A 20,883-nucleotide genomic window follows, 5' to 3' on the forward strand; every position below is an offset into this window, starting at 1 on the left:
CTCAGGGCCGTGGCTTGAACGGCCAGTCCATCGCGAACGAGCGCATGTCCTCCAGCGCCTTGGTCACCTGCAGCACGCCGAGATCGTCGAAGCGGTGCCCGGTCACTTGGACGCCGATCGGCAGATGGCGGGAATCGAATGCCATGCAGACGGTGGAGGCGGGCTGGCAGGTCTGGTTGAACATGGCGGTGAACAGCGTGTGCGCGAGCGGCATCTCACGCGACACGCCGGGCTCCTCGGCCGGGAAATTCACCACCGGCAGCGTCGGGGCGATGACATAGTCCCAGCCCTCGAAGGCCGCGAGCAGCGCCGCCTTCATCTTGGCGATCTGGCCCAGCGCCCGGTAGAGGTCGGCGCCCGAATGTTTCGCCCCGCCAAGGCACCATGCGCGAACGTAGGGATTGATGTCGCGTGCGGTGTCGCCATGCGGCGGCAGCGATGCATATTCGAGATAGCCGCGCACCTGGAGGAACAGATCGATCGGCGCATAGGCGTCGTCGGTGAGCGGAGAGGCGAACGGCTCGACGATCGCGCCGGCGCCCGCGAGCAGCTTGCCGGCCGCTTCGACCGCGCAGCGAACCGCCGCCTCCGCCTTCATGCCGAAGCCCATGTCGGTGAGGACGCCGATCTTCAGTCCCTTCACGTCGCGCTTCAGATGCTCGTGATAGCGCACGCCATCGGCGGGCAGGCTCCAGGTGTCGCGCTCGTCCTGCCGCGTCAGCACGGTCAGGAGGCGCGCGATATCGTCCACGCTGCGGCCCATCGGGCCTGCCATGCGCATGGTGTCGGCCGGCAAATGCGGCACACGGCCATGGGTCGGCTTCAGTCCGGCCAGTCCGCAATGGGCGGCCGGAAGGCGGACCGAGCCCGCGATATCCGTGCCGACGGAAACGTAGCCGGCGCCGGCGGCGACGGAGGCGCCTGCGCCGGCCGACGAGCCGCCGGTATTCCAGGCGAGCCCCCAGGGATTGCGGGTAACGCCGTGCAACGAGCTGATGCCCGACGCCATTAGGCCGCAATCCGGCATCGTGGTCTTGGCAAAGATCACCGCGCCGGCCTCGCGGAGCGCGATCGTCGGCGGCGAATCGTAGTTGGAGGGCGGCAGGGCACGGTTGGCGCCGATGCCGTGAAAATAGGGCCAGCCGATCATGGCGACGCTGTCCTTGACGGTCATGGGGACGCCGTCGAGCGGACCCAGCGCCGCTCCCGCCTTCCATCGCGCTTCCGAGCCTTGCGCGCTTGCCATGGCTTGCTCCGGACGGAAGCAGAACAGCGCATTGATCGCGGGATTGACCGCCTCGGCATGGCCGAGCACGGTTTGCAACACCTCCACCGGCGACAATGCGCGCGATGCGTAGGCCTCCGTCAGCCCCGCAAGGCTCATCCCGATCAGTTCCGCAGCAGACATCTTGGCCTCGACAAATGGCGTTCTGGATCAGTGTCCGGATAGCGAAAGTCGCCCCTGTCGGGGTAGTGCCGCTGCCGCAACGGCATGATTTGGTGGAGTGCGAGGCATCCCTTTTGCATCTGTCTTGATCGAATTTGTCATCAAACCCGGAGGCCCGCGACACGCGGGCCGAACGACACCCGCGAGAGATCAGAAGTCGTCATGAGCCAATCTGGAACGCAAATCGCCACGCTCCGGAACTACATTGCCGGGCTCCCGGGATGGGGGACGGGCGATATCGTGATCGAGCCCGCCATTCCGGTCCTCGCCTCGCCAAGCTGGCGCGGGGTCGACGGCGCTCCCTGGCGCGCCACCAGGAACGGAAGCGGCGAGAGCATCTTCATCAAGAGCATGGATGTGGATGCCAAGCTCTACATCGACGTTGCCTGCGCGTTCGAGGCGGCCCGGCGCGCATCCGATCTCGGTATCGGTCCCAAGGTGCTTGCGGCGGATCCAGACGCGGGACTTCTGGTCATGGAGGATCTCAACCGTGGCTGGCGGGTCGGCACGCTGGAGCGGATGCTGGAGCCGAGGATCGTCGACGCGGTCATCGCGGCGCGGCGCCTGTTCCAGGCAGGGGCGCCTCTGCCGCGGCGCATGGGAGTCTTCGACGAGATCGAGCATTTCTACGAGGCGGCAAAGGCCGCGAAGGCGCAACTGCCCTCGGATGCGGAATGGCTGGTCAAGGAGCTGCGTTTTGCGGCCGATGCCTTCGGGAAGCTCGACATCAAGCCGGTGCCGATCCATGGCGACGGCAATGTCTCGAACATCCTGATCAGCGACACCGGCGAGGTTCGCCTGATCGATTGGGATCGCGCCACGACGGCCGACCCGCTGGAGGACCTCGGCAGCTTCCTCGTGGAAGCCTTCGCGCAGGAGCCAGAGGCGCGCGAGGCCTTCAGCCGCAATGCCGGCGGATTCGACGAGCGCGCATTCAGCCGCGCCCGCATCTACGGTGTGGCGGATGATCTGCGCTGGGGCCTGATCGGCGCCGTGCTCGCCGCGCGGTCGGCGCGCAACACCTTTGAGTTCTACAAGTTCGCCAGCTGGCGCTTCGTGCGTTGCCGCATGACGGTCCGGGAGCCGCGCTTTGGCGAGATGCTTCGGAGGATCGCATGACTGTCCGCAGGAAGCTCGGCGAGGGAGCGACAGTCCACGAGCGCAATGTCGAGGCCGCGATCGCCCGCGTGCCGCAATGGCACGGCAAGGGGGCCGCCTATACCCCGCTGGTCGGCGGCCTCATGAATCAGAACTGGCTGGTCGAGATATCCGGCGATGGACGGCGCTACTTCATCAAGGTGCCCGGCGAGGGCTCGGAGATGTTCATCGATCGCGTGACCGCCAACGAGGCTGCGCGCAATGCCCACGCCATGGGCGTAGCGCCCGAGGTGATCTTTTTCGACGCCGCGGACGGGCTCGAGATCAGCGAGTTCCTCGAAGGCTATCGCGCCTGCACCAATGCCGATTTCGGCGATGCCGCCATCCAGGCCGACGTTCTCGACCTTTACCGCCGCCTGCACGCCGGCCCGAAGCTCGGCCAGACCAAGACCATCTTCGACATGATCGAGGAACATATCGAGCAGGGCAGGGAGCTCGGCGCGCATTTCCCGCAGGACATGCCCTGGCTGATGCATCGCTACAATCAGGCCAAGTCGGCGTTCCTGGCGTCGGGTCTCGATCTCGTGCCGTGCTTCAACGATCCGATGCCGGGCAATTTCCTGATCTCGGCGGAATCAGGCGCCCCAAAGCCGATGAAGCTGATCGACTACGAGTTCGCTTCCAACAACGAGCGTAGCTATGAGCTCGGCGTCCTGTTCGCCGAGATGTTCTTCGACGAGCATCTGACGGAGGCCCTGATCGAGCAATATCTGGGCGAGGTGCGGCCGCAGATGGTCGCGCGCGTCATCCTCAACCGGGCGCTCGCCGACATGAAATGGGCGTCATGGGCGGTCGTGAACCGGAAGCTCAAGGACTGGGATTTCGACTATCAGAAGTACGGCGTCTGGAAATACATGCGCGCCCGTGACGTGATGTACGATCCCCGCTGGGACGGCTGGTTGCGGCTCGTCTGAGCCGCGCCGCAGGATGGTCTCCGCAACCTACTGATCGAGGATCGCGAGTGCCTGCTCGAGCAGGCTGTCGTTCGCAGCCGCGATGACCCGGCCATCGGAGTCCGGCGACAGCGGCTGCCCCTGCCAGTCGCGGACGATGCCGCCGGCGCCCTCGACCACCGGAATCAGCGCCATGAAGTCGAACGACTTGAGGGAGGTTTCGACCACGAGATCGCAGTGGCCGGACGCGAGCAGGCCATATTGGTAGCAGTCGCCGCCAAATCGCCGGAACATGGCTTTCTGGCTCAGCGCGTCGTAGCGGGCCCAGTCGCCCGGCGTGAAGAAGTCCGGCGATGACGTGTAGATCTGTGCGTCTTCCAGTCGCGTCGTGCGGCTCACTTTTGCCTGCTTGCCGTTGAAGGTGGTGCCTTGCCGGGTGCCGTACCACCGCTCCGCCAGCGCGGGCATATCGATCATGCCGGCGGAGACCGAGCCGTCTTTCTCGTCGGCGAGCGCGACGAGCGTGCCGAACAGTGGCATGCCGGAGATGAAGCTCTTCGTTCCGTCGATCGGATCGAGATACCATGTGTAGCGGTCCCCGGCAGTCGATCCCATCTCCTCGCCGAGGATGCCGTGATCGGGGAAGCGCGCGCCGATCAGTCGCCGCAGCTCCATCTCGATCGCACGATCGGCGATGGTGACCGGCGTCAGATCCTGCTTGCGTTCGAAGTCGACGCTGGAGCGGAAGTGCGTCACGGCGATCCGTCCGGCCACGTCGGCAAGTTCGTTGAAGAACGAAGCGAGCTCGCTTGCGGATAATCTGTCTTGAATGTCGTCCAATGATCGCTCCGGGCGGGAGGCGCGCCGGCGTCGCGGGACGCTCGACGCCTTGCCTTGGGATGGGGCGCTACGCTGTCTCGTGGACCGGCTGCTTGTCGATCTCCCAATAGGGGGAGCCGTATCCGTTGCGCGGCGCCACCCGGGCAGCAGGGCTCTTCGGCTGCGGCGAGCGCGCGCTTGCCGCCGGCTGCGGCGCCGCCACCGGCGTCTGGCGAACGTCGCGCGGCGCCACCTTGAAGTGCCGGCTGAAGCAGCGCGAGAAATGCGACACGTTCTTGAAGCCGACCTCGTAGGCGACCTCCGAGACGGTCCGCCTTCCCTTCGGGTCGGCGACCAGGATTTCATACGCCCGCTGCAGCCGCTTGGTCTGGACGAACTGGCTGACCGTGGTCTCGTTGTCGTTGAACAGGCTGTAGAGGTAGCTGAGCGAGATGCGGCTCGAAGCCGCGATCTTCTTCGGCGACAGCGACTGGTCGCCCAGATGGCTCTCGATGAAGTCGACGATCCGGCGGCGCAGATGATATCGCGCGTTGCGTACATCGGTTGCCGCGCCGCGATCCTCTGATCCGATCGTCAGCGCGACGAAGCTGATCATTTCGGTTGCGAGCGCCTGGGGGTTCGGCGGCGGCGAGGCGACGAACAGCTCGGCCACGCTGCGGATCATGCCCGCGAGCAGGTGCGTCATCTGTTCGTTCGGCTTGAAGCGTCGGCTGATGTGATCTTCAACCGAGACCAGCCGGCCGCGCAGCTCGGCGGCCGGAATGCGCAGCATCAGGAAGCGCGCGGTCTTGTCGGACGACAATTCGTAGAAGGCGAGCTCGCTGAGCAGGACATATTCGCCGGGACGGGCGATCCCGATGCGGCTGTCCTGGCTGAATGCGACGCATCCGGTCAGGGGAAACACCAGCACATAGGCGGCATCGTGGATGCAGGCGACGCGCTCCCAGTTGCGGGCAAAGGCGTGATCCGGCCCGATCAGCTCGAGATCGAGGCGTCCTATCCGGGTCCGCCAGTCCTGCGTGAGACCGGGGCCCTTGTCGTTGCCAGCATGAAGGCCGGTGTGGTCCTCGCAGGAAGCAACAGATGTCAGGCGTGCCATGGCTGGGCCTTTCTCAGGGTTGCGCAACAATGATCTCCGTTCCGGCCGCACGGAGAGCGGTTGCCAGGGCTCCCTCTGGTTGCCGATCGGTAACCAGACGATCGATATCGGTCCAATGTGCGAAGACGGTGAGCGCACGCTGGTCGAACTTGCTGTGATCGGCCACCAGGATGGCCTCCGCGGCGCGCTTGGCCATCGCGCCATAGATGGCGCCGGCCTCGTCGTCGGCATCGTTCGCACCGCGCGCGCTGATGCCGGTCGCGCTCACGATGGCGCGGTTGGCCTCATAGCTGTTGATGTTCGCGATCGTCTGCGTGCCGAACACATAGCCTTCGTTGGGGTGATAGCGGCCGGGACAGCAGAGCACGCGGATCGACGGATTGACGGCCAGCGCGGCCGCGATCGCGTAATCATGGGTGATCACGGTGATATCGTGCGCGCGCGAAGCCAGCCGTCTTGCGATGTGAAACGTGGTAGCGCCGGCGCCGAGCATCAGCACCTCGTTCGGCAGGATGAGGTCGGCGATTACCGCGGCCATCGCCTCGCGCTCGGCGATCATGATCGCCTTGCGATCGGTCAGCGCCGGCTCGAGTGCGAAGGGACGGGACGCCCCGCCATAGGTGCGGTTGATAAGCTTCTGCTCCTGAAGCTCCATCAGATCGCGCCGAATGGTCTCGCCGGAGACGCCGAGCACGGCGGCGAGCTCGGAAGCCCGCAGCGTCGGCGCGGCGGTGAGTTGCGAGATGATGTGCTTGTGGCGCGCGAGCTTCGAGAGGCGGTCGCCGTCGGCCTTTCGTGGCCGCTTGTCGGCCGCAGCAGGGGCGTCATCAGTCATTCCGCTGTCTCTCCGGCTGCAAACCTCTCCAGCGTCCGCCTCATGATCGTTCCCCAAGCGATGTTGTGAGTCCACACCAATTATGTGGCATATTCCCCATTTTTTGGGCGCCGCGCTGCCTATGCTCTTCGCAAAGGGATCGCGACGATCGCATAAGACACTGAAACATATGGAATATGTTTTGGAAATGCGGAGCGCATGCCTGACGTTCTGATGTCTTGTGCCTGCAATCCGTTTTTCAATTGTGGGAATTCGCACATGGATCCAAGGTCGTAGCGGAACGGCTGGGGCATGATCGCTGCAGGGGACGGCTTTGGTCCGCGCAGGCCGCGGGCCAAAGGGAAGGCGGGCGATGCAGCAGGAAAAAGAGATTCTGGCGTTGAACGCCTTCGATCAGGACCGGGTGTCGTCAATCGACCCGGCGCTCCGCGAGGCGGTGCAACGGCGCCTGCGTTCCTTCGGAAAGGCCTCGGTCTTGTTCTATCAGGAGCCGATCCGGATGGTGCGCGCTGAAGGCGTCTACATGGTCGACGTCGATGGCCGGCGCTATCTCGACCTCTACAACAACGTGCCGTCGGTCGGGCATTCGCATCCGCGCGTCGTCGAAGCGATCAGCCGTCAGGCCAGCCTGCTCAGCACGCACACACGCTATCTCAACGACGTCGTCGATGGCTATGCCGAGCGTCTCCTCGCGACGTTTCCGCGCGGGATCGATCATCTGGTTCTGACTTGCACCGGCAGCGAGGCGAATGACCTGGCGCTGCGGGTTGCGAAAGTGGCGACCGGGCGGACGGGCTTCATCGTCACGGAGACCGCCTACCACGGCAACAGCACAGCCGTGACCGATGTCTCGCCGTCCTCGCGTCCCGGTCAGCCGCTGCCGCCCCACGTGCGCGCCGTTCCTGCACCCGAGATGTATCGCAATCCGGTCGGCGATCCCGGCCAGCGCTTCGCTGAGAGCGTTGCCGCAGCGATCACCGATCTTGAGCGAAGCGGCTTCGGCTTTGCTGCGCTGCTGGTGGACACGATCTTTTCGAGCGATGGCATCTATGCCGACCCTGCCGGCTTCCTGGCCCCCACCGTGAAGCTCGTGCACGAACGTCAGGGACTGTTCATCGCCGACGAGGTGCAGCCCGGCTTCGGACGAACCGGGGCGGCGATGTGGGGCTTCGCGCGCCATGGCGTCGTCCCCGACATTGTCACGATGGGCAAGCCCATGGGCAACGGCTTTCCGATGGGAGGCGTCGCCATGCGCGCCGCGCTGCTCGATGGCTTTGCCGCGGAAGTGAAGTACTTCAACACTTTCGGCGGCAACCCGGTGGCCGCGGCCGCAGGCCTTGCCGTGCTCGACGTCATCGAGGACGAGGGCTTGATGCAGAATGCGGGCGAGGTCGGCCGTCACCTGATGGATGGATTGCGCGAGATCGGCAATCGCCACATGACCATCGGGGACGTTCGTGGTGCCGGCCTGTTCATCGGGCTCGAACTGGTGCGCGACCGCGACAGCAAGGAGCCCGCGCCGGAGCTCGCGAGCCTGCTGATCAACCGCCTGCGCCGGCGCGGCATCCTGATCGGTGCTGCCGGTCCGTTCGGCAGCACGCTCAAGATTCGTCCGCCGCTGTGCTTCGGCAAGGACCACGCCGACATGTTCATCACTGCCTGCGATGAGGAGTTGCGCGCGATCGCCGCGTCGTGACGCGATCGCCGATAGCCCGCGATGACACAGAAGCCGAAGATTTGAAGATCATGGATGCAAGAAGCGTACGAACTACCGCCGAGGCGAAGGCCCTTGTCGAGGAGCGGGGCCTCTCCCACGTCAAGCTCGGCATCGTCGATCTCGACGGCGTCATTCGCGGAAAATATCTCGCGCGCGACAAATTCGTCGGTGCGCTTGAGGCGGGCTTTAGCTTCTGCGACATCGTGTTCGGCTGGGACTCCAACGACCAGATGTACGACAATGGTGCGTTCACCGGCTGGCATACGGCCTTTCCCGACGCGATCGCGCGCATCGATCCTTCGACCTGCCGCGATGTGCCGACGGAAGAGAACATGCTGTTCTTCCTCGGCGAGTTCGAGGGCGCCGCGGCCGGGCTGTGTCCGCGCCGGCTGCTGCGCCGCGTCATCGATCGCGCCGAAGCCATGGGGTTCTCGCCGTCCGTGGCCGCGGAGTTCGAGTTCTTCGTATTCGACGAGACACCGCACAGCGTGCGCGAGAAGGGCTTTCGCGGCCTGAAGAATCTCACGCCGGGCTGGTTCGGCTATTCCATGCTGCGTGCCTCCGTCGAGTCCGAATTTCATCGCTCGCTGCTCAAGCTCTGCAACGAAATGGACATGCCGGTCGAAGGCCTGCACACCGAGACCGGACCCGGCGTGCTGGAGGCCGCGATCCAATACACCGATGCGCTCGCCGCTGCCGACCGCGCCGTGCTGTTCAAGACCTTCTCCAAGGTCTGGGCCGAGCGTCAGGGCAAGATGCTCACCTTCATGGCCAAGTGGTCGAACACCTATCCCGGGCAATCCGGGCATCTGCATCTGTCGCTGCGCGACCGGGACGGCAAGCCGGTCTTTCACCAGGGCGGCAGACCCGGCGACATGTCCGACATCATGCGCTGGTTCGTCGGCGGCCAGCAGGCGCTGCTGCCGGAGCTGCTTGCGATGGTTGCCTCGACCGTGAACAGCTACTCGCGTCTGATCCCTGGCTTCTGGGCGCCGACCGACGCGACCTGGGGAATCGAGAACCGGACCTGTGCGTTGCGCGTCATTCCCGGCAAGCCGTCGAGCCAGCGCGTCGAGTACCGCGTCGCCGCCGCCGACATCAATCCGTATCTCGCGATCGCGGCTGCGCTCGGATCGGGCCTCTGGGGAATCCAGCACCGGATCGAACCGGACGAGCCGATCACCGGCAATGCCTATGAGCGCATGCATCCGCCCGAGCGCGCGTTTCCGCGAACACTATCGGAAGCGGCCGACCGGCTGGTCGCCTCGCAGGCGGCGCGCAACCTGTTCGGCGACGTCTTCGTCGATCACTACGCGATGACGCGGCAGTGGGAGGAGCGCGAGTTCCGCAAGGCCATCACCGACTGGGAGCTCGCACGCTACTTCGAGATCATCTGAGACCGATCCTGCCTCGAAAACGAGTGACATCACGTGAACGATATCGTCTGCATTTCTCCGGTCGACGGCAGCGAGGTTGCCCGGCGGCCCGTCGCAACGGGTGCCGAGGTCGCAGCGGCTCTCGCGCAAGCGCGGAAAGCGCAGCAGGAATGGTCAAGGGTGCCGCTCGCCGAGCGCAAGGCCATGATGCTCGCCTTCCTGCACGAGATGCGGGCGCAGAACGACGAGGTCGTTCCGGAGCTCGCGATGCAGATGGGCCGGCCGGTGCGCTATGGCGGCGAACTGCGCAGCCTGGAGGAGCGCGTCCGCGCACTGGTCGAGCTCAGCGATGAGGCGCTGGCGCCGATCGTGCCGGCCGAGCGTCCCGGCTTCCGCCGCATGATCAAGCGCGTCCCTGCCGGCATCGTGCTGGTGATCGCGCCCTGGAACTATCCCTATCTCACGGCGGCCAACACCATCGTGCCGGCGCTGCTGGCCGGCAATGCCGTGATCCTGAAGCATGCCGCACAGACCCTGCTGGTCGGCGAGCGCTTCCAGGCGGCACTGGATCGGGTCGGCCTGCCCAAGGGCTTGTTCAGGACGCTCACGCTCGACCATGGCGTGACCAGGGAGTTGATCTCATCGCGCTCGGTCGACCACGTGAACTTCACCGGCTCGGTCGCCGGCGGCCGGGCGGTCGAACGGGCGGCGGCCGGGACGTTCATCAGCCTTGGGCTGGAACTCGGCGGCAAGGATCCGGCCTATGTGCGGCCGGACGCCGATTTCGATTTCGCGGTCGAGCAACTCGTGGACGGCGCCTTCTACAATTCCGGCCAGTGCTGCTGCGGCATCGAGCGGATTTACGTGCATGAGCGGATCTATGGCTCCTTTGTCGACGCCTTTGCCGACCTGACCGCGCGCTACCGGCTCGGCAATCCGCTGTCGCAGGACACGACGCTCGGCCCGATGGCGGCGACACGCTTTGCCGATGCCGTCCGCGCCCATATCGGCGAGGCCGTGGCAAAAGGCGCGCGGCCTCTGATTGATCCGGCCCGGTTCCCGGCGGACAAGATCGGTACGGCCTATCTGATGCCTCAGGTCCTGGTCGGCGTCGATCACGCCATGCAGGTGATGATGGAGGAGAGTTTCGGGCCCGTGGTCGGCCTCATGAAGGTCTCCTCCGATCAGGAGGCGATTGGCCTGATGAACGACAGCCCGTATGGCCTGACCGCATCGGTCTGGACCGAGGACGCCGCCGCAGCCGAACGCATCGGTGACGGCATCGCAACGGGCACCATGTTCATGAACCGCTGCGATTATGTCGATCCCGCTTTGGCATGGACCGGCGTCAAGGACACCGGACGTGGTGCCGGCATGTCGCGCCTCGGCTTCGAGGCGCTGACGCGACCCAAATCATTCCACCTTCGCATCGAGCATTGAGAGCAGCGCATGGACGTTCAGATCACCGGCGGCTGGAATTTTCCGACGCGCGTCGTCACCGGCGCGGGCCGCATTGCCGAGCTTCCCGAGGCGTGCAGGACCAACGGCCTCACCAGGCCATTGCTGGTCACCGATCACGGTCTCGCCAAGACCGATCTCATCGCCGGCATCGTCGACCGCGTGCGCGAGGCGGGCATTCCGCTCGCCGTATTTTCCGACGTGAAGACCAATCCGACCGAAACCAACCTGACGGCCGGCGTCGAAGCCTTCAAGGCCGGCGGTCATGATGGCGTGATTGCCGTGGGTGGAGGTTCGGCGCTGGACGTCGGAAAATGCGTGGCGTTCATGGTGGCGCAGTCGCGGCCGGTCTGGGATTTCGAGGACGTCGGCGATTGGTGGACGCGCGCCAACACCAAGGGCATCGCGCCGATCATTGCGGTGCCGACGACGGCAGGCACGGGGTCCGAGGTCGGCCGCGCTGGCGTGATCACTCGTGAGGATACCCATGAGAAGAAGATCATTTTCCATCCCATGATGATGCCCAGGATCGCAATCGAGGATCCCGAGCTCGCGGTCGGTCTCTCGCCGTTTCTCACCATGGCAACCGGCATGGATGCGCTGTCGCACTGCTTCGAGGCCTACTGCGTCAAGGCATTTCACCCGCTTGCCGACGGCATCGCGCTGGAGGGGATGAAGATCGTCGACAGCTATCTGCCGCGCGCGGTCGAGAACGGTCGCGACCTCGAAGCGCGCGCCTACATGTTCGCTGCGGCCTCGATGGGAGCCACCGCGTTCCAGAAGGGGTTGGGCGCGATCCACTCGATATCCCATCCGGTCGGCGCCCGATACGATACTCATCACGGGCTGACCAATGGTGTGGTCTTCCCTTATGTCCTGGTCTGCAACAAGGCTGCGATCGCCGACAAGATTCCGCACATTGCCCGCGCGCTCAACCTGCCGGGCCAAGACTTCGATGCCGTGCTGTCCTGGCTGTTGGCCTTCCGCAAGAAGCTCGGCGTGCCGCATACGCTCGCCGAGATCGGGGTGAAGGAGACCGATGCCGGAACGATCGCGGCCGATGCCGCCAAGGATCCGACGGCGGGTGCCAATCCGCGGCCGTTGACCGAGTCCGAGTTCAAGCAGCTGACGCTGGCCGCCATTCGAGGCGATCTTGGAAGCTGAGCCGTGCTGAGGCTGCTCGTTCTCGAGGGCAACACGCTGGCCGGCCGGCGACGGATCGCCGAGACGGCGGGCGCAATGCCTGCGGAGAGCTATGCGGCGGTCCTGCGGTCGCTTGCACCTCGCGTCGTCGTCGACATCGCGACCCCGGCGGACGCGAGCTTCGCGCTGCCGCAACCGCTCGAAGCTTACCACGGCATCGCGATCACGGGATCGGCCCTCAACATCTACCAGCGGGAGGTCGAAGCGCTGCGGCAGATCGACCTCGTGCGCGAGATCTTCGTTCGCGGCGTGCCAATGTTCGGCTCGTGCTGGGGCTTGCAGCTCGCGACGGTCGCGGCGGGCGGCGAGGTCGGTCTCAACCCGGCGGGACGCGAGGTCGGATTCGCGCGAAGGATCATGCTGACGGCCGAAGGCCGCGCTCATCCCATGCATGCTGGTCGTGCGGCGGTTTTCGACGCGCCGGCCATCCACAGCGATATGGTCACCCGCCTTCCGCAGTCCGCAACCGTCACCGCCTGGAATACCATGTGCGAGGTTCAGGCGGCGGAGATCCGTTTCGGTCGCGGGCTATTCTGGGGCGTGCAGTATCATCCCGAATATCGCCTGCACGATGTCGTCGCCGTCATCCGGCGCTACGGACAGCTCCTGGTTGACGAGGGTTTCTTTGCCGATCTGGACGCGCTCGCGCGTTATGCCGCTGACCTCTCGGCGCTCGACGCGGACGAACGGCGTGGCGATCTCGCCTGGAAATTGGCACTTCACCGCGACATTCTGAGCCATGATTGCCGGCAGACCGAGCTGAGGAACTGGATCGCATCGCTGGAGCAGACATGACCGCATTGCATGACCTCATCGCGCGCTTTGCCAGGATCGGTGCGACCGACGACGGTGGCGTGTGTCGGCTGGCTGGAACGGCGCGCGACAAGGAGGCGAGGGACCTCTTCCTGCACGAGATCGCCGATCGCGGCCTTGTTCCGAGGATCGATGCGATCGGCAATCTGTTTGGCGTGGCGATGCTGGCGCCGGCGTCCACGGACGTCGTCATGACCGGCTCGCACCTCGATTCCCAGCCGACAGGAGGACGATATGACGGGGTCTTCGGCGTGCTCGCCGGGATCCTCGCGGTCGAGGCCGTCAGGGAGCGTTGCCGTGCCAATCCCGGCGCCGCGCGACGCAACCTCGCCGTCGTGAACTGGACCAATGAGGAGGGTGCCCGCTTCCAGCCCAGCCTGACCGGCAGCTCGGTTTTCGCCGGCGCCCTGAGCCTGAAGGATGCATATGCGTGCAGCGACGCAGAGGGCGTCACCCTGGGCGAGGCGCTGTCCGCGATCGGCTATTGCGGGACGACGCCGCTCGAACACAATCCGGTGGGCTATGTCGAGTTGCATGTGGAGCAGGGCGATCGCCTGGAGCAGGCGGCTGGCGACATTGCCGCAGTGTCCGGCGCGTGGATGACGCGCAAGATATCGGTGATGTTCGAAGGCGACTACTCGCACACCGGACCGATGCCGATGGCGCTCCGCCGCGACGCCCTGCGCGCAGCGGCCCGGGCGATCGAGGCGCTGTACCAAGAGGTCGCGAGCGAGACTGCGGGCGCCCATGCCTCCGCGGCGCGCATCAGCGTTCATCCCAACTCGCCGAATGTCGTGGCGGGCCGTGTTCGGGTCTGGTTCGAGATCCGGCATGAGGCCGAAGCCGTGGTCTCGGCGATCAGCGACCGCTTTCTGAAGCGAATCGAGCGTGAGTCGGGCGAGATTGGCGTTGGTCTCTCGATCGCTGCCGACGAGAGGCGAGCTGGGACCGTGCTTGATCCGGGCGGCGTGGCACTGGTTCTTTCTGCCGCCGCGGATCTCGGTTTCAAGGCCATGACGTTCAAGACCATCACCGGCCACGACGCGCTGGCGATCCAGAAATCTGTTCCGTCCTCGCTGATCTTCGTTCCGAGCCAGGGCGGGCTCAGCCACAATCCGCGCGAGTTCACGGCGCCCGCGGCCCTCGACAAGGGCTACGCCGTGCTGACCGAGGTGCTGTGGAGAATGGTTACCGCGAAGGCGTGAGGCGTTTCGGGTGCGATGATCCCATAGGCGACGAAGGGACACCACCCGTCCGGCGGGACTCGAATCTGCAACCAGACCGTATGAGCGACGATCGCGTTCGAAGCTCGTCTGCCGCAGTAGACCGTTAGCTGATTTCCGCTTCTGGCCGTGGTCGTGGAGAAACTCGTGAGCATGCCGCGAGAAGTCAGGGCAATGCGTCTTTCTTCAGAAGCTGCCCGCGGGCCTCATCCCCCTTCTCGACGCTGAGGCCCATCGCGTGAAGGATCACGTCGACTTTCGAGAACTGGACGTCGCTGGCTCGCAGAGAAGCCGAAGACTAAAGCCATGGGCGAACGCGTCGATAACGGTGTTGGGGATGATGTTGAGCAGGAATTCGGCGATGGTCTGCTCTTTGGCTTTGCCGGCGTAGACTGCAACGGCCGGCCACGGCGATGCCGCAGAAGAAGCCACAGCCGCGGCGGGCGGATAACGATAGTCATCCCTTAATGATGAGGCGCCCCAGGAACGCATTGCAGGCCCGCTCGGCTTCAGCGAACGAACTGAAGGGAGACCCGGATACGTGAGCCGCTGGCATATTCAGAAAGTCGGGGCGATATGATGCAACAAAGCCCGGCTCTCCATGCAATCCAGGTCCACTCCGGCTCTCGTTGCTGATGACGAATGAATAGTCGTCGCTGCTAGCGATCCATATCTCCAGTTCAGTATCGACTCGGCGGAAGTGCAGGGCCATTTCACCCTCCACAAACTTTGGTCCTCCGTGATCATCCACAAGGGACCGCTTTAGCCTGCTTTTGTGCGGTTGGCCGCTTCTGCCTCCCGCGCCAGCCGTTCGGCCTTTAGGCGCTCTCGATTATCATGGACCGCTTTTTGCGCTTTGGCGTAATCCGTCATAGCATCCTTCGGCCTGACAGTTTTGAATGCCTTGTTTGCTTCGCGTTCCGCAGCCGTCGGCGTCCGTCGGTCTCGCTCTTTAATCATTGTTGACCTCCCATTTGGGCCGACTAATCAACGCGCCTTGTCCGGGCATGGCAAAAAGATCGCTTCAATTGAATAGCCGTTGATTTTGCTAACAAATCATACGCCTCTTAATCAGCGGGTCCAAGGTTCGAGCCCTGGTGCGCCCACCAAGCTTTCATAGCTTAGGTTGGCCCTCGTAACGGTCATCCCGGCCCGCGGTCACTTCTGTTCCGACAGCCGCTATTGGCTGCGTCCTCACGCCGCTTCCTGATCCCCGCACTTAGGCTTGCGCATGTCCGCTATCGCGCGCGGAATTTCGATCGCCGTTCGGCAGCGGTCTGCATTTGACGAAGTTCACCATGACGGATCCGCGCTCACTGCGCTGACAGGCGTTGGGGTGAAGGTGCGGGCTGAACGCGGGGCGCCCTGCGGCGACGGCGGTTGACAGCGGAGGGCGCCCACTTTAATCACCTGACTAATTAATCAATTAATTAAAGCTCAAAACCCTAGGGAAAGAATCCGCCTGATGCTGGCCGGCCGAAGACATCCGAAGCTGCTTGCCCCGCGCGGTCGCGGCTTCACCCGGCTGGAAAACCAGGTGTTCGTGCATTCCGTGCGCAGCGGCGTCGAGGGGGCTGAAAATGACCTTGGCGAGCGGGCCGCACGCTTTGCCGAGCGCAGCGTCGGTGTGATCACCGCGGGCGGACCGAACGCCGGAGCGACCGGCCATCGCGTCAGACCGTCGATCCCGGAACAAGCTGTGCAGCACCGCTGCAATCGCCCACCGCGCCGCGGACCCCTGCCGCCAAATCCCGCACATCAGTTCGCGCCGGCGAGCATTGCGCGCCCGGCCGTGGTGTCGCGGATCGGGGGCTGCCACCCGAAGCAGAGTGGGCTTCGTTCACCCGTATGGAAAATGAGGAGTGAGGCGTAAACGATGGGACGTCGATCTGAGGTACTGATGGCGCAAGAGACCGCCGGCACGGACAACCGGCGCGTGATCCAGGTGGTGTCGCGCGCATTCGACATCGTGCGTTGCTTCGAAGGTCGAAGCATACGCCTGGGAAATCGCGAAATCGCCGATCGCTGTGGTCTTCCCCGATCGACGGTATCGCGTCTCACCTTGACGCTTACCCAGATCGGCCAGCTGATCTATCTGCCGCAAGAGCAGAAATATGCTCTCGGTCCCCACGCCGCCGCAGCCGGCGCGCCGTTGTTTGCGCAGGGTTGCGATAAGCCTGTCTGCGCCGACGAGCAGCAGCTCCGGCAGGTGCCGCGCTTCGGGTACTTCGAAGATCAGCGCAACTCGATTGCCGAGCCGCTTGCGGTGACGCCACACCGTTGATGCCTCGCGGAAACGGTTGGGACCATCGGCACGAGCGCAAGCTAACGAAACATCCGAAGCAAAGGGAAACGCATGTCTGAAGCATACATCATTGACGCCGTTCGCACGCCGCGGGGCATCGGCAAGCCGGGCAAGGGGGCGCTGTCGCACCTGCATCCGCAGCACCTGGCCGCGACGGTGCTCGGCGCGCTCAAGGAGCGCAACAAGCTCGACACGTCGACCGTCGATGACATCATCTGGTCGACATCGACCCAGGAAGGCAAGCAGGGCGGCGATCTCGGACGCATGTCGGCGCTCGCGGCGGGCTACGATATCAACGCCAGCGGCACGACGCTGGATCGTTTCTGCGGCGGCGGTATCACGTCGGTGAACCTTGCGGCAGCGTCAGTGATGTCGGGGATGGAGGATTGCGTCATCGCCGGCGGCACCGAGATGATGAGCTATCAACAGACCCTCGCAGCCGAGCGCTCCAAGGCCGGGCAGCCGGCGCGGATGATGGGTTCGGGCAATCCGGCGCTTGACGAGATTCACCCGCAGTCGCACCAGGGCGTGTGCGGCGACGCCATCGCGACGCGCGAGGGGATCAGCCGCGAGGCCTGCGATGCCCTGGCGCTGACGAGCCAGCAGCGCGCCAAGCGGGCCATCGATGAAGGGCGTTTCGCCAAGTCGGTGATCCCCGTCCTCAACGACGACGGCAGCGTTGCCCTCAATCGCGAGGAATTCCCGCGCCCGGAAACCACTGCCGAAGGACTGGCTTCGCTGAAGCCGAGCTTCGAGCAGCTTGCCGATTTCGATCTCGGCAACGGCACGACGTTCAAGAAGCAGATCCAGCGCCGCTATCCGGACCTCGAGTGGAAGGGCGTGCATCATGCCGGCAACAGCTCGGGCGTGGTGGACGGGGCTGCCGCAGTTCTGATCACCTCGAAGGCATATGCCGAGAAGCACGGCCTCAAGCCGCGCGGCCGCATCGTGGCCTATGCCAACCAGGGTGACGACCCGACGCTGATGCTTAACGCCCCGGTTCCAGCGGCCAAGAAGGTTCTTGCCAAGGCCGGCCTGACCAAGAACGACATCGACGTCTGGGAGATCAACGAGGCCTTCGCGGTCGTCGCCGAGAAATTCATCCGCGATCTCGAGCTCGATCGCGAGAAGGTCAACATCAATGGCGGCTCGATCGCGCTCGGCCACCCGATCGGCGCGACCGGATCGATCTTGATCGGCACGGCGCTCGACGAACTCGAGCGCAGCGGCGGACGCTATGGCCTGGTCACCATGTGTGCCGCCGGCGGCATGGCACCGGCCATCATCATCGAACGCATCTGATCGCGAAAGGATATTGCCATGAAACTCGATTCATCGGTCGCCGCCGTCGTCACCGGCGGCGCTTCGGGCCTTGGTGCCGCCACCTCGCGCGCGCTCGCTGCGCAAGGCGTGAAAGTCGCGATCTTCGACTTCAACGATGAGAAAGGTGAGGCCATCGCCAAGGAAATCGGCGGCGTGTTCTGCAAGGTCGATGTCACCTCCGACGAGCAGGTCGATGCGGGCTTCGCCAAGGCCCGCGCGGCGCACGGCCAGGAACGCATCCTGGTGAACTGCGCAGGCACCGGCAACGCGGTGAAGACCGCCGGCCGTGACAAGAAGACCGGCGAACCCATGCACTTCCCGATCGACGCTTTCAACCGCATCATCCAGATCAACCTCGTCGGTACCTTCCGCTGTATCGCCAAGTCGGCGCAGGGCATGCTGTCGCTGGCCCCGCTGGAGCACGGCGAGCGCGGCGCGGTCGTCAACACGGCGTCGGTCGCGGCCGAGGACGGCCAGATGGGCCAGGCGGCCTATTCGGCGTCGAAGGCCGGCGTGGTCGGCATGACCCTGCCGATCGCGCGCGACCTGATGGCCGAGGGCATCCGCGTCAACACCATCCTGCCGGGCATCTTCAACACCCCGCTGCTGCAGGGCGCCCCGGAGAACGTCAAGGCCGCGTTCGTGCGACATGATCGTCGCCAACCGCAACGCCAAGTTCGGGATTCCCGAGGTGAAGCGCGGGCTGGCCGCTGCGGCCGGCGGCCTGATCCGCATGCCGCGCCAGATGCCGTTCCGCGTGGCGATGGAGTTCGCGTTGACGGGCGAGTTCTTCGGCGCTGAGCGTGCCTACCAGCTCGGCATCATCAATCGTGTGACCGACGGCCCGGCGCTCGATGCCGCGCTCGAGCTTGCGGCCGCGATCGGCGCCAACGGCCCGCTCGCCGTGAAGGCATCCAAGCAGGTGATCGTCGAATCCCGGCTCTGGCCGGAAGATGAGATGTGGAAGAGGCAGCAGGAGATCGTCGGTCCTGTCTTCGTATCCGAGGATGCCCGCGAGGGCGCGGCTGCCTTTGCAGAAAAACGCCCACCGAACTGGAAGGGCAAGTAGGGCATCGCCTGTTTTGATGACGGAGCGTCGGTTTTGATTGCAGCAGAACCGGCGCTCCAAACTTTTTACCGGTGCCTCGCCGCACGCCGGCGGGCTTCCAAGAGAGCGCTATTGGGTGATTGATGCGCAGCTTTACCGAAGACCAGGTCATCTTCCGCGACTCCTACCGCAAGTTTCTCGCCAGCGAGATTGCGCCCCATATGGAGGAATGGCGGGAGGCCGGCATCGTCGACCGCAGCGCGTTCAAGAAGGCCGGTGACCTCGGCTTCCTGATGATCTGGCCCGAGGAAAAATATGGCGGAATGGGCGACGAGGACTTCCGCTACGAGCAGATCATCATCGAGGAGACTGCGCGCTCGGGCTGCAAGGGCTGGTACAACACGCTGCACAGCCGCTTGGTCGGTCCTTATTTCAAGCGCTTCGGCACCGAGGAGCAGCGCGACCGATTCCTGCCGAAATGCGTCAGCGGCGAGACCATCCTGGCGATCGCGATGACCGAGCCCGGCGCGGGCTCGGACCTCGCTGGCATGCGGACGACGGCGGAAGACAAGGGCGATCATTTCCTGCTCAATGGCTCGAAGACCTATATTTCAAACGGCATCAATTCCGACGTGGTGATCGTGGCGGCAAAGCTCGCGGGCGCCGAGAAGAAGCATGCCATGGTGCTCCTGATCGTCGAGCGCGGCATGGAAGGTTTTGCGCGCGGCCGCAATCTCAAGAAGATGGGCATGCCGGCACAGGACACTGCCGAACTGTTCTTCAACAATGTGAAGGTGCCCAAGGCCAACGTGCTGGGAGAACCCGGCAGGGGCTTCTACTATCTGATGGAAGGCCTTGCCGAGGAGCGGTTGATCTCTGCGGTCGGATCGATCGCCAACGGCCGCAAGGCGTTCGACATCACGCGCGCTTACGTGATGGACCGCAAACTGTTCGGCCGGCCGCTCGCCGAACAGCAGAACACCCAGTTCCGCATGGCGGAGATGGATGCCGAAATCGATCTCGTGCAGGTCTATGTCGATCACTGCGTGGCCGAGCACAATGCCGGACGCCTGACCAGCAACATGGGCGCGAAGGCCAAGATGATGTCGTCGGAGGTCGAGTGGAAGATGCTCGATCTTGGCGTCCAGTTGCACGGCGGCGCAGGTTACATGGATGAATATCCGATCAGTCGGATGTTTACCGACGCGCGCGTCAATCGAATCCTCGCTGGAAGCTCCGAGGTGATGCGGCTGATTATCGGCCGCGATGTCTTCTCGGAGCACTACAAGAGCATTCTGGACTAGCCGGTCACCACGACCGCCTAGCTGCCTCCGCTCCGCGTCAGCCGCGGGCCTGCCGCAGTGGCTCGCGCGCATGCTCCTTCGAGCGCAGCAATGCATCGACGAAGATCGGCTCCCAGGAGCGGATGTGCGTGCGGAGCAGGGCGGTCAGCGCCTCGGTCTCGCCGGCGAGCGCGAGCTCGATCAACCGGTAATGCTCGGGCACTGACGCTTGCTGCCGCTCGTGGCCGGCGCGGGAACTGATGCCGTACAGCCGCATCTTGTCGCGCAGGCCCATCACCGTGTCGGTCAGCAGGTCGTTGCCGGCGGCCGCGATGAACTCGCGATGATAGTTGCGGTCGGCTTCCAGATAGAGCTGGACGTCGTCGGTCTCGACGGCCTTGGCGATCTGGTCGGCCCAGCCGCGCACGACTGCCAGATCCTTTGGCGGGTTGGCGGCGACCAGCACGGCGGCGTGCAGCTCGAGCACCTCGCGCATGTCGAACAGGTTGCGCAACTCGGTCAGCGTCGGCTCGACCACCTTGAAGCCGCGGTTGCGCATCGGCTCGACCAGGCCGCCGCGGCTGAGCTCGAGCAGTGCTTCGCGCACCGGCGTCGAGGAGACGCCGAGGCTCGCCGCGAGAGACGGCACCGAATACATCGTGCCCGGAAGGCTCTGCCCGGAAATGATCTCGGCCCGCACCCGCTGCAGCACCTGTTCTCGCAAATTCTGGTCCATGGGTGGTCGTCGCCGCCTCTCGCTGGGAACTTCGATTCGTCCCTGATTATTACTTAGCCTTGACGCCGCCGGTAGCGTATGACGTAAATGTGTAACGCACTACAAAAATGCGTCACATGGGCTAAC

At 64.6% G+C, this 20,883-nt stretch carries 20 protein-coding genes and 1 pseudogene; 14 read left to right on the forward strand and 7 right to left on the reverse strand.

Annotated features, from left to right (window positions below; all coding sequences use genetic code 11):
• Position 1: 1 nt before the first annotated feature.
• Positions 2-1,408: an amidase gene (locus JEY66_RS15055; protein WP_018272934.1), complete on the reverse strand. Its 1,407-nt coding sequence runs from the start codon at positions 1,406-1,408 to the stop codon at positions 2-4.
• A gap of 201 nt (positions 1,409-1,609) precedes the next feature.
• Here JEY66_RS15055 and JEY66_RS15060 point away from each other — a divergent pair, with 201 nt between their 5' ends.
• Entirely contained in the window at positions 1,610-2,566 is a 957-nt protein-coding gene (locus tag JEY66_RS15060) for a phosphotransferase (protein ID WP_026193107.1), read from the forward strand.
• The gene (locus JEY66_RS15065) at positions 2,563-3,519 is read left to right on the forward strand and encodes a choline/ethanolamine kinase family protein (RefSeq protein WP_018272932.1); all 957 of its coding nucleotides are present in this window, start codon (positions 2,563-2,565) and stop codon (positions 3,517-3,519) included. The genes JEY66_RS15060 and JEY66_RS15065 overlap by 4 nt, the downstream gene beginning before the upstream one ends.
• Positions 3,520-3,546: 27 nt before the next feature.
• On the opposite strand, the gene JEY66_RS15070 is transcribed toward JEY66_RS15065, so the two are convergent.
• The 3 genes from JEY66_RS15070 to JEY66_RS15080 all read right to left on the reverse strand — a co-directional run bounded on the left by JEY66_RS15070 (position 3,547) and on the right by JEY66_RS15080 (position 6,272).
• Complete coding sequence (locus JEY66_RS15070; RefSeq protein ID WP_051110126.1) at positions 3,547-4,338, reverse strand: inositol monophosphatase family protein; 792 nt, start codon at positions 4,336-4,338, stop codon at positions 3,547-3,549.
• A gap of 67 nt (positions 4,339-4,405) precedes the next feature.
• Entirely contained in the window at positions 4,406-5,437 is a 1,032-nt protein-coding gene (locus JEY66_RS15075; protein WP_016844660.1) for a helix-turn-helix domain-containing protein, read from the reverse strand.
• Between the two features lie 13 nt (positions 5,438-5,450).
• The gene (locus JEY66_RS15080) at positions 5,451-6,272 is read right to left on the reverse strand and encodes a DeoR/GlpR family DNA-binding transcription regulator (protein ID WP_016844659.1); all 822 of its coding nucleotides are present in this window, start codon (positions 6,270-6,272) and stop codon (positions 5,451-5,453) included.
• A gap of 352 nt (positions 6,273-6,624) precedes the next feature.
• Here JEY66_RS15080 and JEY66_RS15085 point away from each other — a divergent pair, with 352 nt between their 5' ends.
• The 6 genes from JEY66_RS15085 to JEY66_RS15110 are packed head-to-tail and all read left to right on the forward strand — an operon-like array spanning position 6,625 to position 14,044.
• Positions 6,625-7,968 (forward strand): aspartate aminotransferase family protein, encoded by a 1,344-nt coding sequence (locus JEY66_RS15085; RefSeq protein ID WP_018272930.1) that lies wholly within the window; start codon positions 6,625-6,627, stop codon positions 7,966-7,968.
• 50 nt (positions 7,969-8,018) lie between these two features.
• Positions 8,019-9,386 carry a glutamine synthetase family protein gene (locus tag JEY66_RS15090; protein ID WP_026193105.1) on the forward strand — a complete coding sequence of 456 codons (1,368 nt, stop codon included), beginning with the start codon at positions 8,019-8,021 and terminating at the stop codon, positions 9,384-9,386.
• 33 nt (positions 9,387-9,419) lie between these two features.
• Positions 9,420-10,805 (forward strand): aldehyde dehydrogenase family protein, encoded by a 1,386-nt coding sequence (locus JEY66_RS15095; protein ID WP_018272928.1) that lies wholly within the window; start codon positions 9,420-9,422, stop codon positions 10,803-10,805.
• Positions 10,806-10,814: 9 nt separating this feature from the next.
• Positions 10,815-11,987 (forward strand): iron-containing alcohol dehydrogenase, encoded by a 1,173-nt coding sequence (locus JEY66_RS15100; protein ID WP_018272927.1) that lies wholly within the window; start codon positions 10,815-10,817, stop codon positions 11,985-11,987.
• 3 nt (positions 11,988-11,990) lie between these two features.
• Positions 11,991-12,821, forward strand: a complete 831-nt coding sequence (locus JEY66_RS15105) for a type 1 glutamine amidotransferase (RefSeq protein WP_018272926.1) — start codon at positions 11,991-11,993, stop codon at positions 12,819-12,821.
• Positions 12,818-14,044, forward strand: a complete 1,227-nt coding sequence (locus JEY66_RS15110) for a Zn-dependent hydrolase (RefSeq protein WP_016844652.1) — start codon at positions 12,818-12,820, stop codon at positions 14,042-14,044. Before JEY66_RS15105 ends, JEY66_RS15110 begins: the two co-directional genes overlap by 4 nt.
• Positions 14,045-14,308: 264 nt before the next feature.
• Here the strand turns inward: JEY66_RS15110 and JEY66_RS15115 are convergent, their stop codons facing one another.
• Together JEY66_RS15115 and JEY66_RS15120 are read right to left on the reverse strand one after the other, a co-directional pair.
• The gene (locus JEY66_RS15115; RefSeq protein ID WP_129965171.1) at positions 14,309-14,554 is read right to left on the reverse strand and encodes a hypothetical protein; all 246 of its coding nucleotides are present in this window, start codon (positions 14,552-14,554) and stop codon (positions 14,309-14,311) included.
• 270 nt (positions 14,555-14,824) lie between these two features.
• The gene (locus JEY66_RS15120) at positions 14,825-15,022 is read right to left on the reverse strand and encodes a hypothetical protein (RefSeq protein WP_075968426.1); all 198 of its coding nucleotides are present in this window, start codon (positions 15,020-15,022) and stop codon (positions 14,825-14,827) included.
• Positions 15,023-15,527: 505 nt separating this feature from the next.
• On the opposite strand from JEY66_RS15120, the gene JEY66_RS15125 reads away from it, so the two are divergent.
• From JEY66_RS15125 to JEY66_RS15150, 6 genes and pseudogenes are all read left to right on the forward strand, one after another.
• A complete protein-coding gene (locus JEY66_RS15125; RefSeq protein ID WP_129965170.1) occupies positions 15,528-15,935 on the forward strand; it encodes a beta/alpha barrel domain-containing protein in 408 nt (135 codons plus the stop codon).
• A 3-nt stretch (positions 15,936-15,938) separates the two neighbouring features.
• A pseudogene (locus tag JEY66_RS15130) lies at positions 15,939-16,202 on the forward strand (helix-turn-helix domain-containing protein); the annotation flags it as partial.
• Between the two features lie 216 nt (positions 16,203-16,418).
• A complete protein-coding gene (locus tag JEY66_RS15135; protein ID WP_018272923.1) occupies positions 16,419-17,669 on the forward strand; it encodes an acetyl-CoA C-acetyltransferase in 1,251 nt (416 codons plus the stop codon).
• 18 nt (positions 17,670-17,687) lie between these two features.
• Complete coding sequence (locus tag JEY66_RS15140; RefSeq protein ID WP_018272922.1) at positions 17,688-18,491, forward strand: SDR family NAD(P)-dependent oxidoreductase; 804 nt, start codon at positions 17,688-17,690, stop codon at positions 18,489-18,491.
• Positions 18,382-18,759 carry an enoyl-CoA hydratase-related protein gene (locus JEY66_RS15145; protein ID WP_244620819.1) on the forward strand — a complete coding sequence of 126 codons (378 nt, stop codon included), beginning with the start codon at positions 18,382-18,384 and terminating at the stop codon, positions 18,757-18,759. Before JEY66_RS15140 ends, JEY66_RS15145 begins: the two co-directional genes overlap by 110 nt.
• 122 nt (positions 18,760-18,881) lie before the next feature.
• Positions 18,882-20,042: an acyl-CoA dehydrogenase family protein gene (locus JEY66_RS15150; protein ID WP_018272920.1), complete on the forward strand. Its 1,161-nt coding sequence runs from the start codon at positions 18,882-18,884 to the stop codon at positions 20,040-20,042.
• 37 nt (positions 20,043-20,079) lie between these two features.
• Here JEY66_RS15150 and JEY66_RS15155 read toward each other — a convergent pair whose 3' ends face one another.
• The gene (locus tag JEY66_RS15155) at positions 20,080-20,757 is read right to left on the reverse strand and encodes a GntR family transcriptional regulator (RefSeq protein ID WP_018272919.1); all 678 of its coding nucleotides are present in this window, start codon (positions 20,755-20,757) and stop codon (positions 20,080-20,082) included.
• Between the last annotated feature and the right edge of the window lie 126 nt (positions 20,758-20,883).

This window comes from Bradyrhizobium elkanii USDA 76, from assembly GCF_023278185.1.
In the GTDB taxonomy this organism is placed as follows: Bacteria; Pseudomonadota; Alphaproteobacteria; order Rhizobiales; family Xanthobacteraceae; genus Bradyrhizobium; species Bradyrhizobium elkanii.

Bases quoted from the DNA above. Each gene is read 5' to 3' on its own strand.
- JEY66_RS15055 (WP_018272934.1), bottom strand. From the start codon at position 1,408: ATGTCTGCTGCGGAACTGATCGGGATGAGCCTTGCGGGGCTGACGGAG.
- JEY66_RS15060 (WP_026193107.1), top strand. From the start codon at position 1,610: ATGAGCCAATCTGGAACGCAAATCGCCACGCTCCGGAACTACATTGCC.
- JEY66_RS15065 (WP_018272932.1), top strand. From the start codon at position 2,563: ATGACTGTCCGCAGGAAGCTCGGCGAGGGAGCGACAGTCCACGAGCGC.
- JEY66_RS15075 (WP_016844660.1), bottom strand. From the start codon at position 5,437: ATGGCACGCCTGACATCTGTTGCTTCCTGCGAGGACCACACCGGCCTT.
- JEY66_RS15080 (WP_016844659.1), bottom strand. From the start codon at position 6,272: ATGACTGATGACGCCCCTGCTGCGGCCGACAAGCGGCCACGAAAGGCC.
- JEY66_RS15085 (WP_018272930.1), top strand. From the start codon at position 6,625: ATGCAGCAGGAAAAAGAGATTCTGGCGTTGAACGCCTTCGATCAGGAC.
- JEY66_RS15090 (WP_026193105.1), top strand. From the start codon at position 8,019: ATGGATGCAAGAAGCGTACGAACTACCGCCGAGGCGAAGGCCCTTGTC.
- JEY66_RS15100 (WP_018272927.1), top strand. From the start codon at position 10,815: ATGGACGTTCAGATCACCGGCGGCTGGAATTTTCCGACGCGCGTCGTC.
- JEY66_RS15110 (WP_016844652.1), top strand. From the start codon at position 12,818: ATGACCGCATTGCATGACCTCATCGCGCGCTTTGCCAGGATCGGTGCG.
- JEY66_RS15115 (WP_129965171.1), bottom strand. From the start codon at position 14,554: ATGCGTTCCTGGGGCGCCTCATCATTAAGGGATGACTATCGTTATCCG.
- JEY66_RS15120 (WP_075968426.1), bottom strand. From the start codon at position 15,022: ATGATTAAAGAGCGAGACCGACGGACGCCGACGGCTGCGGAACGCGAA.
- JEY66_RS15125 (WP_129965170.1), top strand. From the start codon at position 15,528: ATGCTGGCCGGCCGAAGACATCCGAAGCTGCTTGCCCCGCGCGGTCGC.
- JEY66_RS15135 (WP_018272923.1), top strand. From the start codon at position 16,419: ATGTCTGAAGCATACATCATTGACGCCGTTCGCACGCCGCGGGGCATC.
- JEY66_RS15140 (WP_018272922.1), top strand. From the start codon at position 17,688: ATGAAACTCGATTCATCGGTCGCCGCCGTCGTCACCGGCGGCGCTTCG.
- JEY66_RS15150 (WP_018272920.1), top strand. From the start codon at position 18,882: ATGCGCAGCTTTACCGAAGACCAGGTCATCTTCCGCGACTCCTACCGC.
- JEY66_RS15155 (WP_018272919.1), bottom strand. From the start codon at position 20,757: ATGGACCAGAATTTGCGAGAACAGGTGCTGCAGCGGGTGCGGGCCGAG.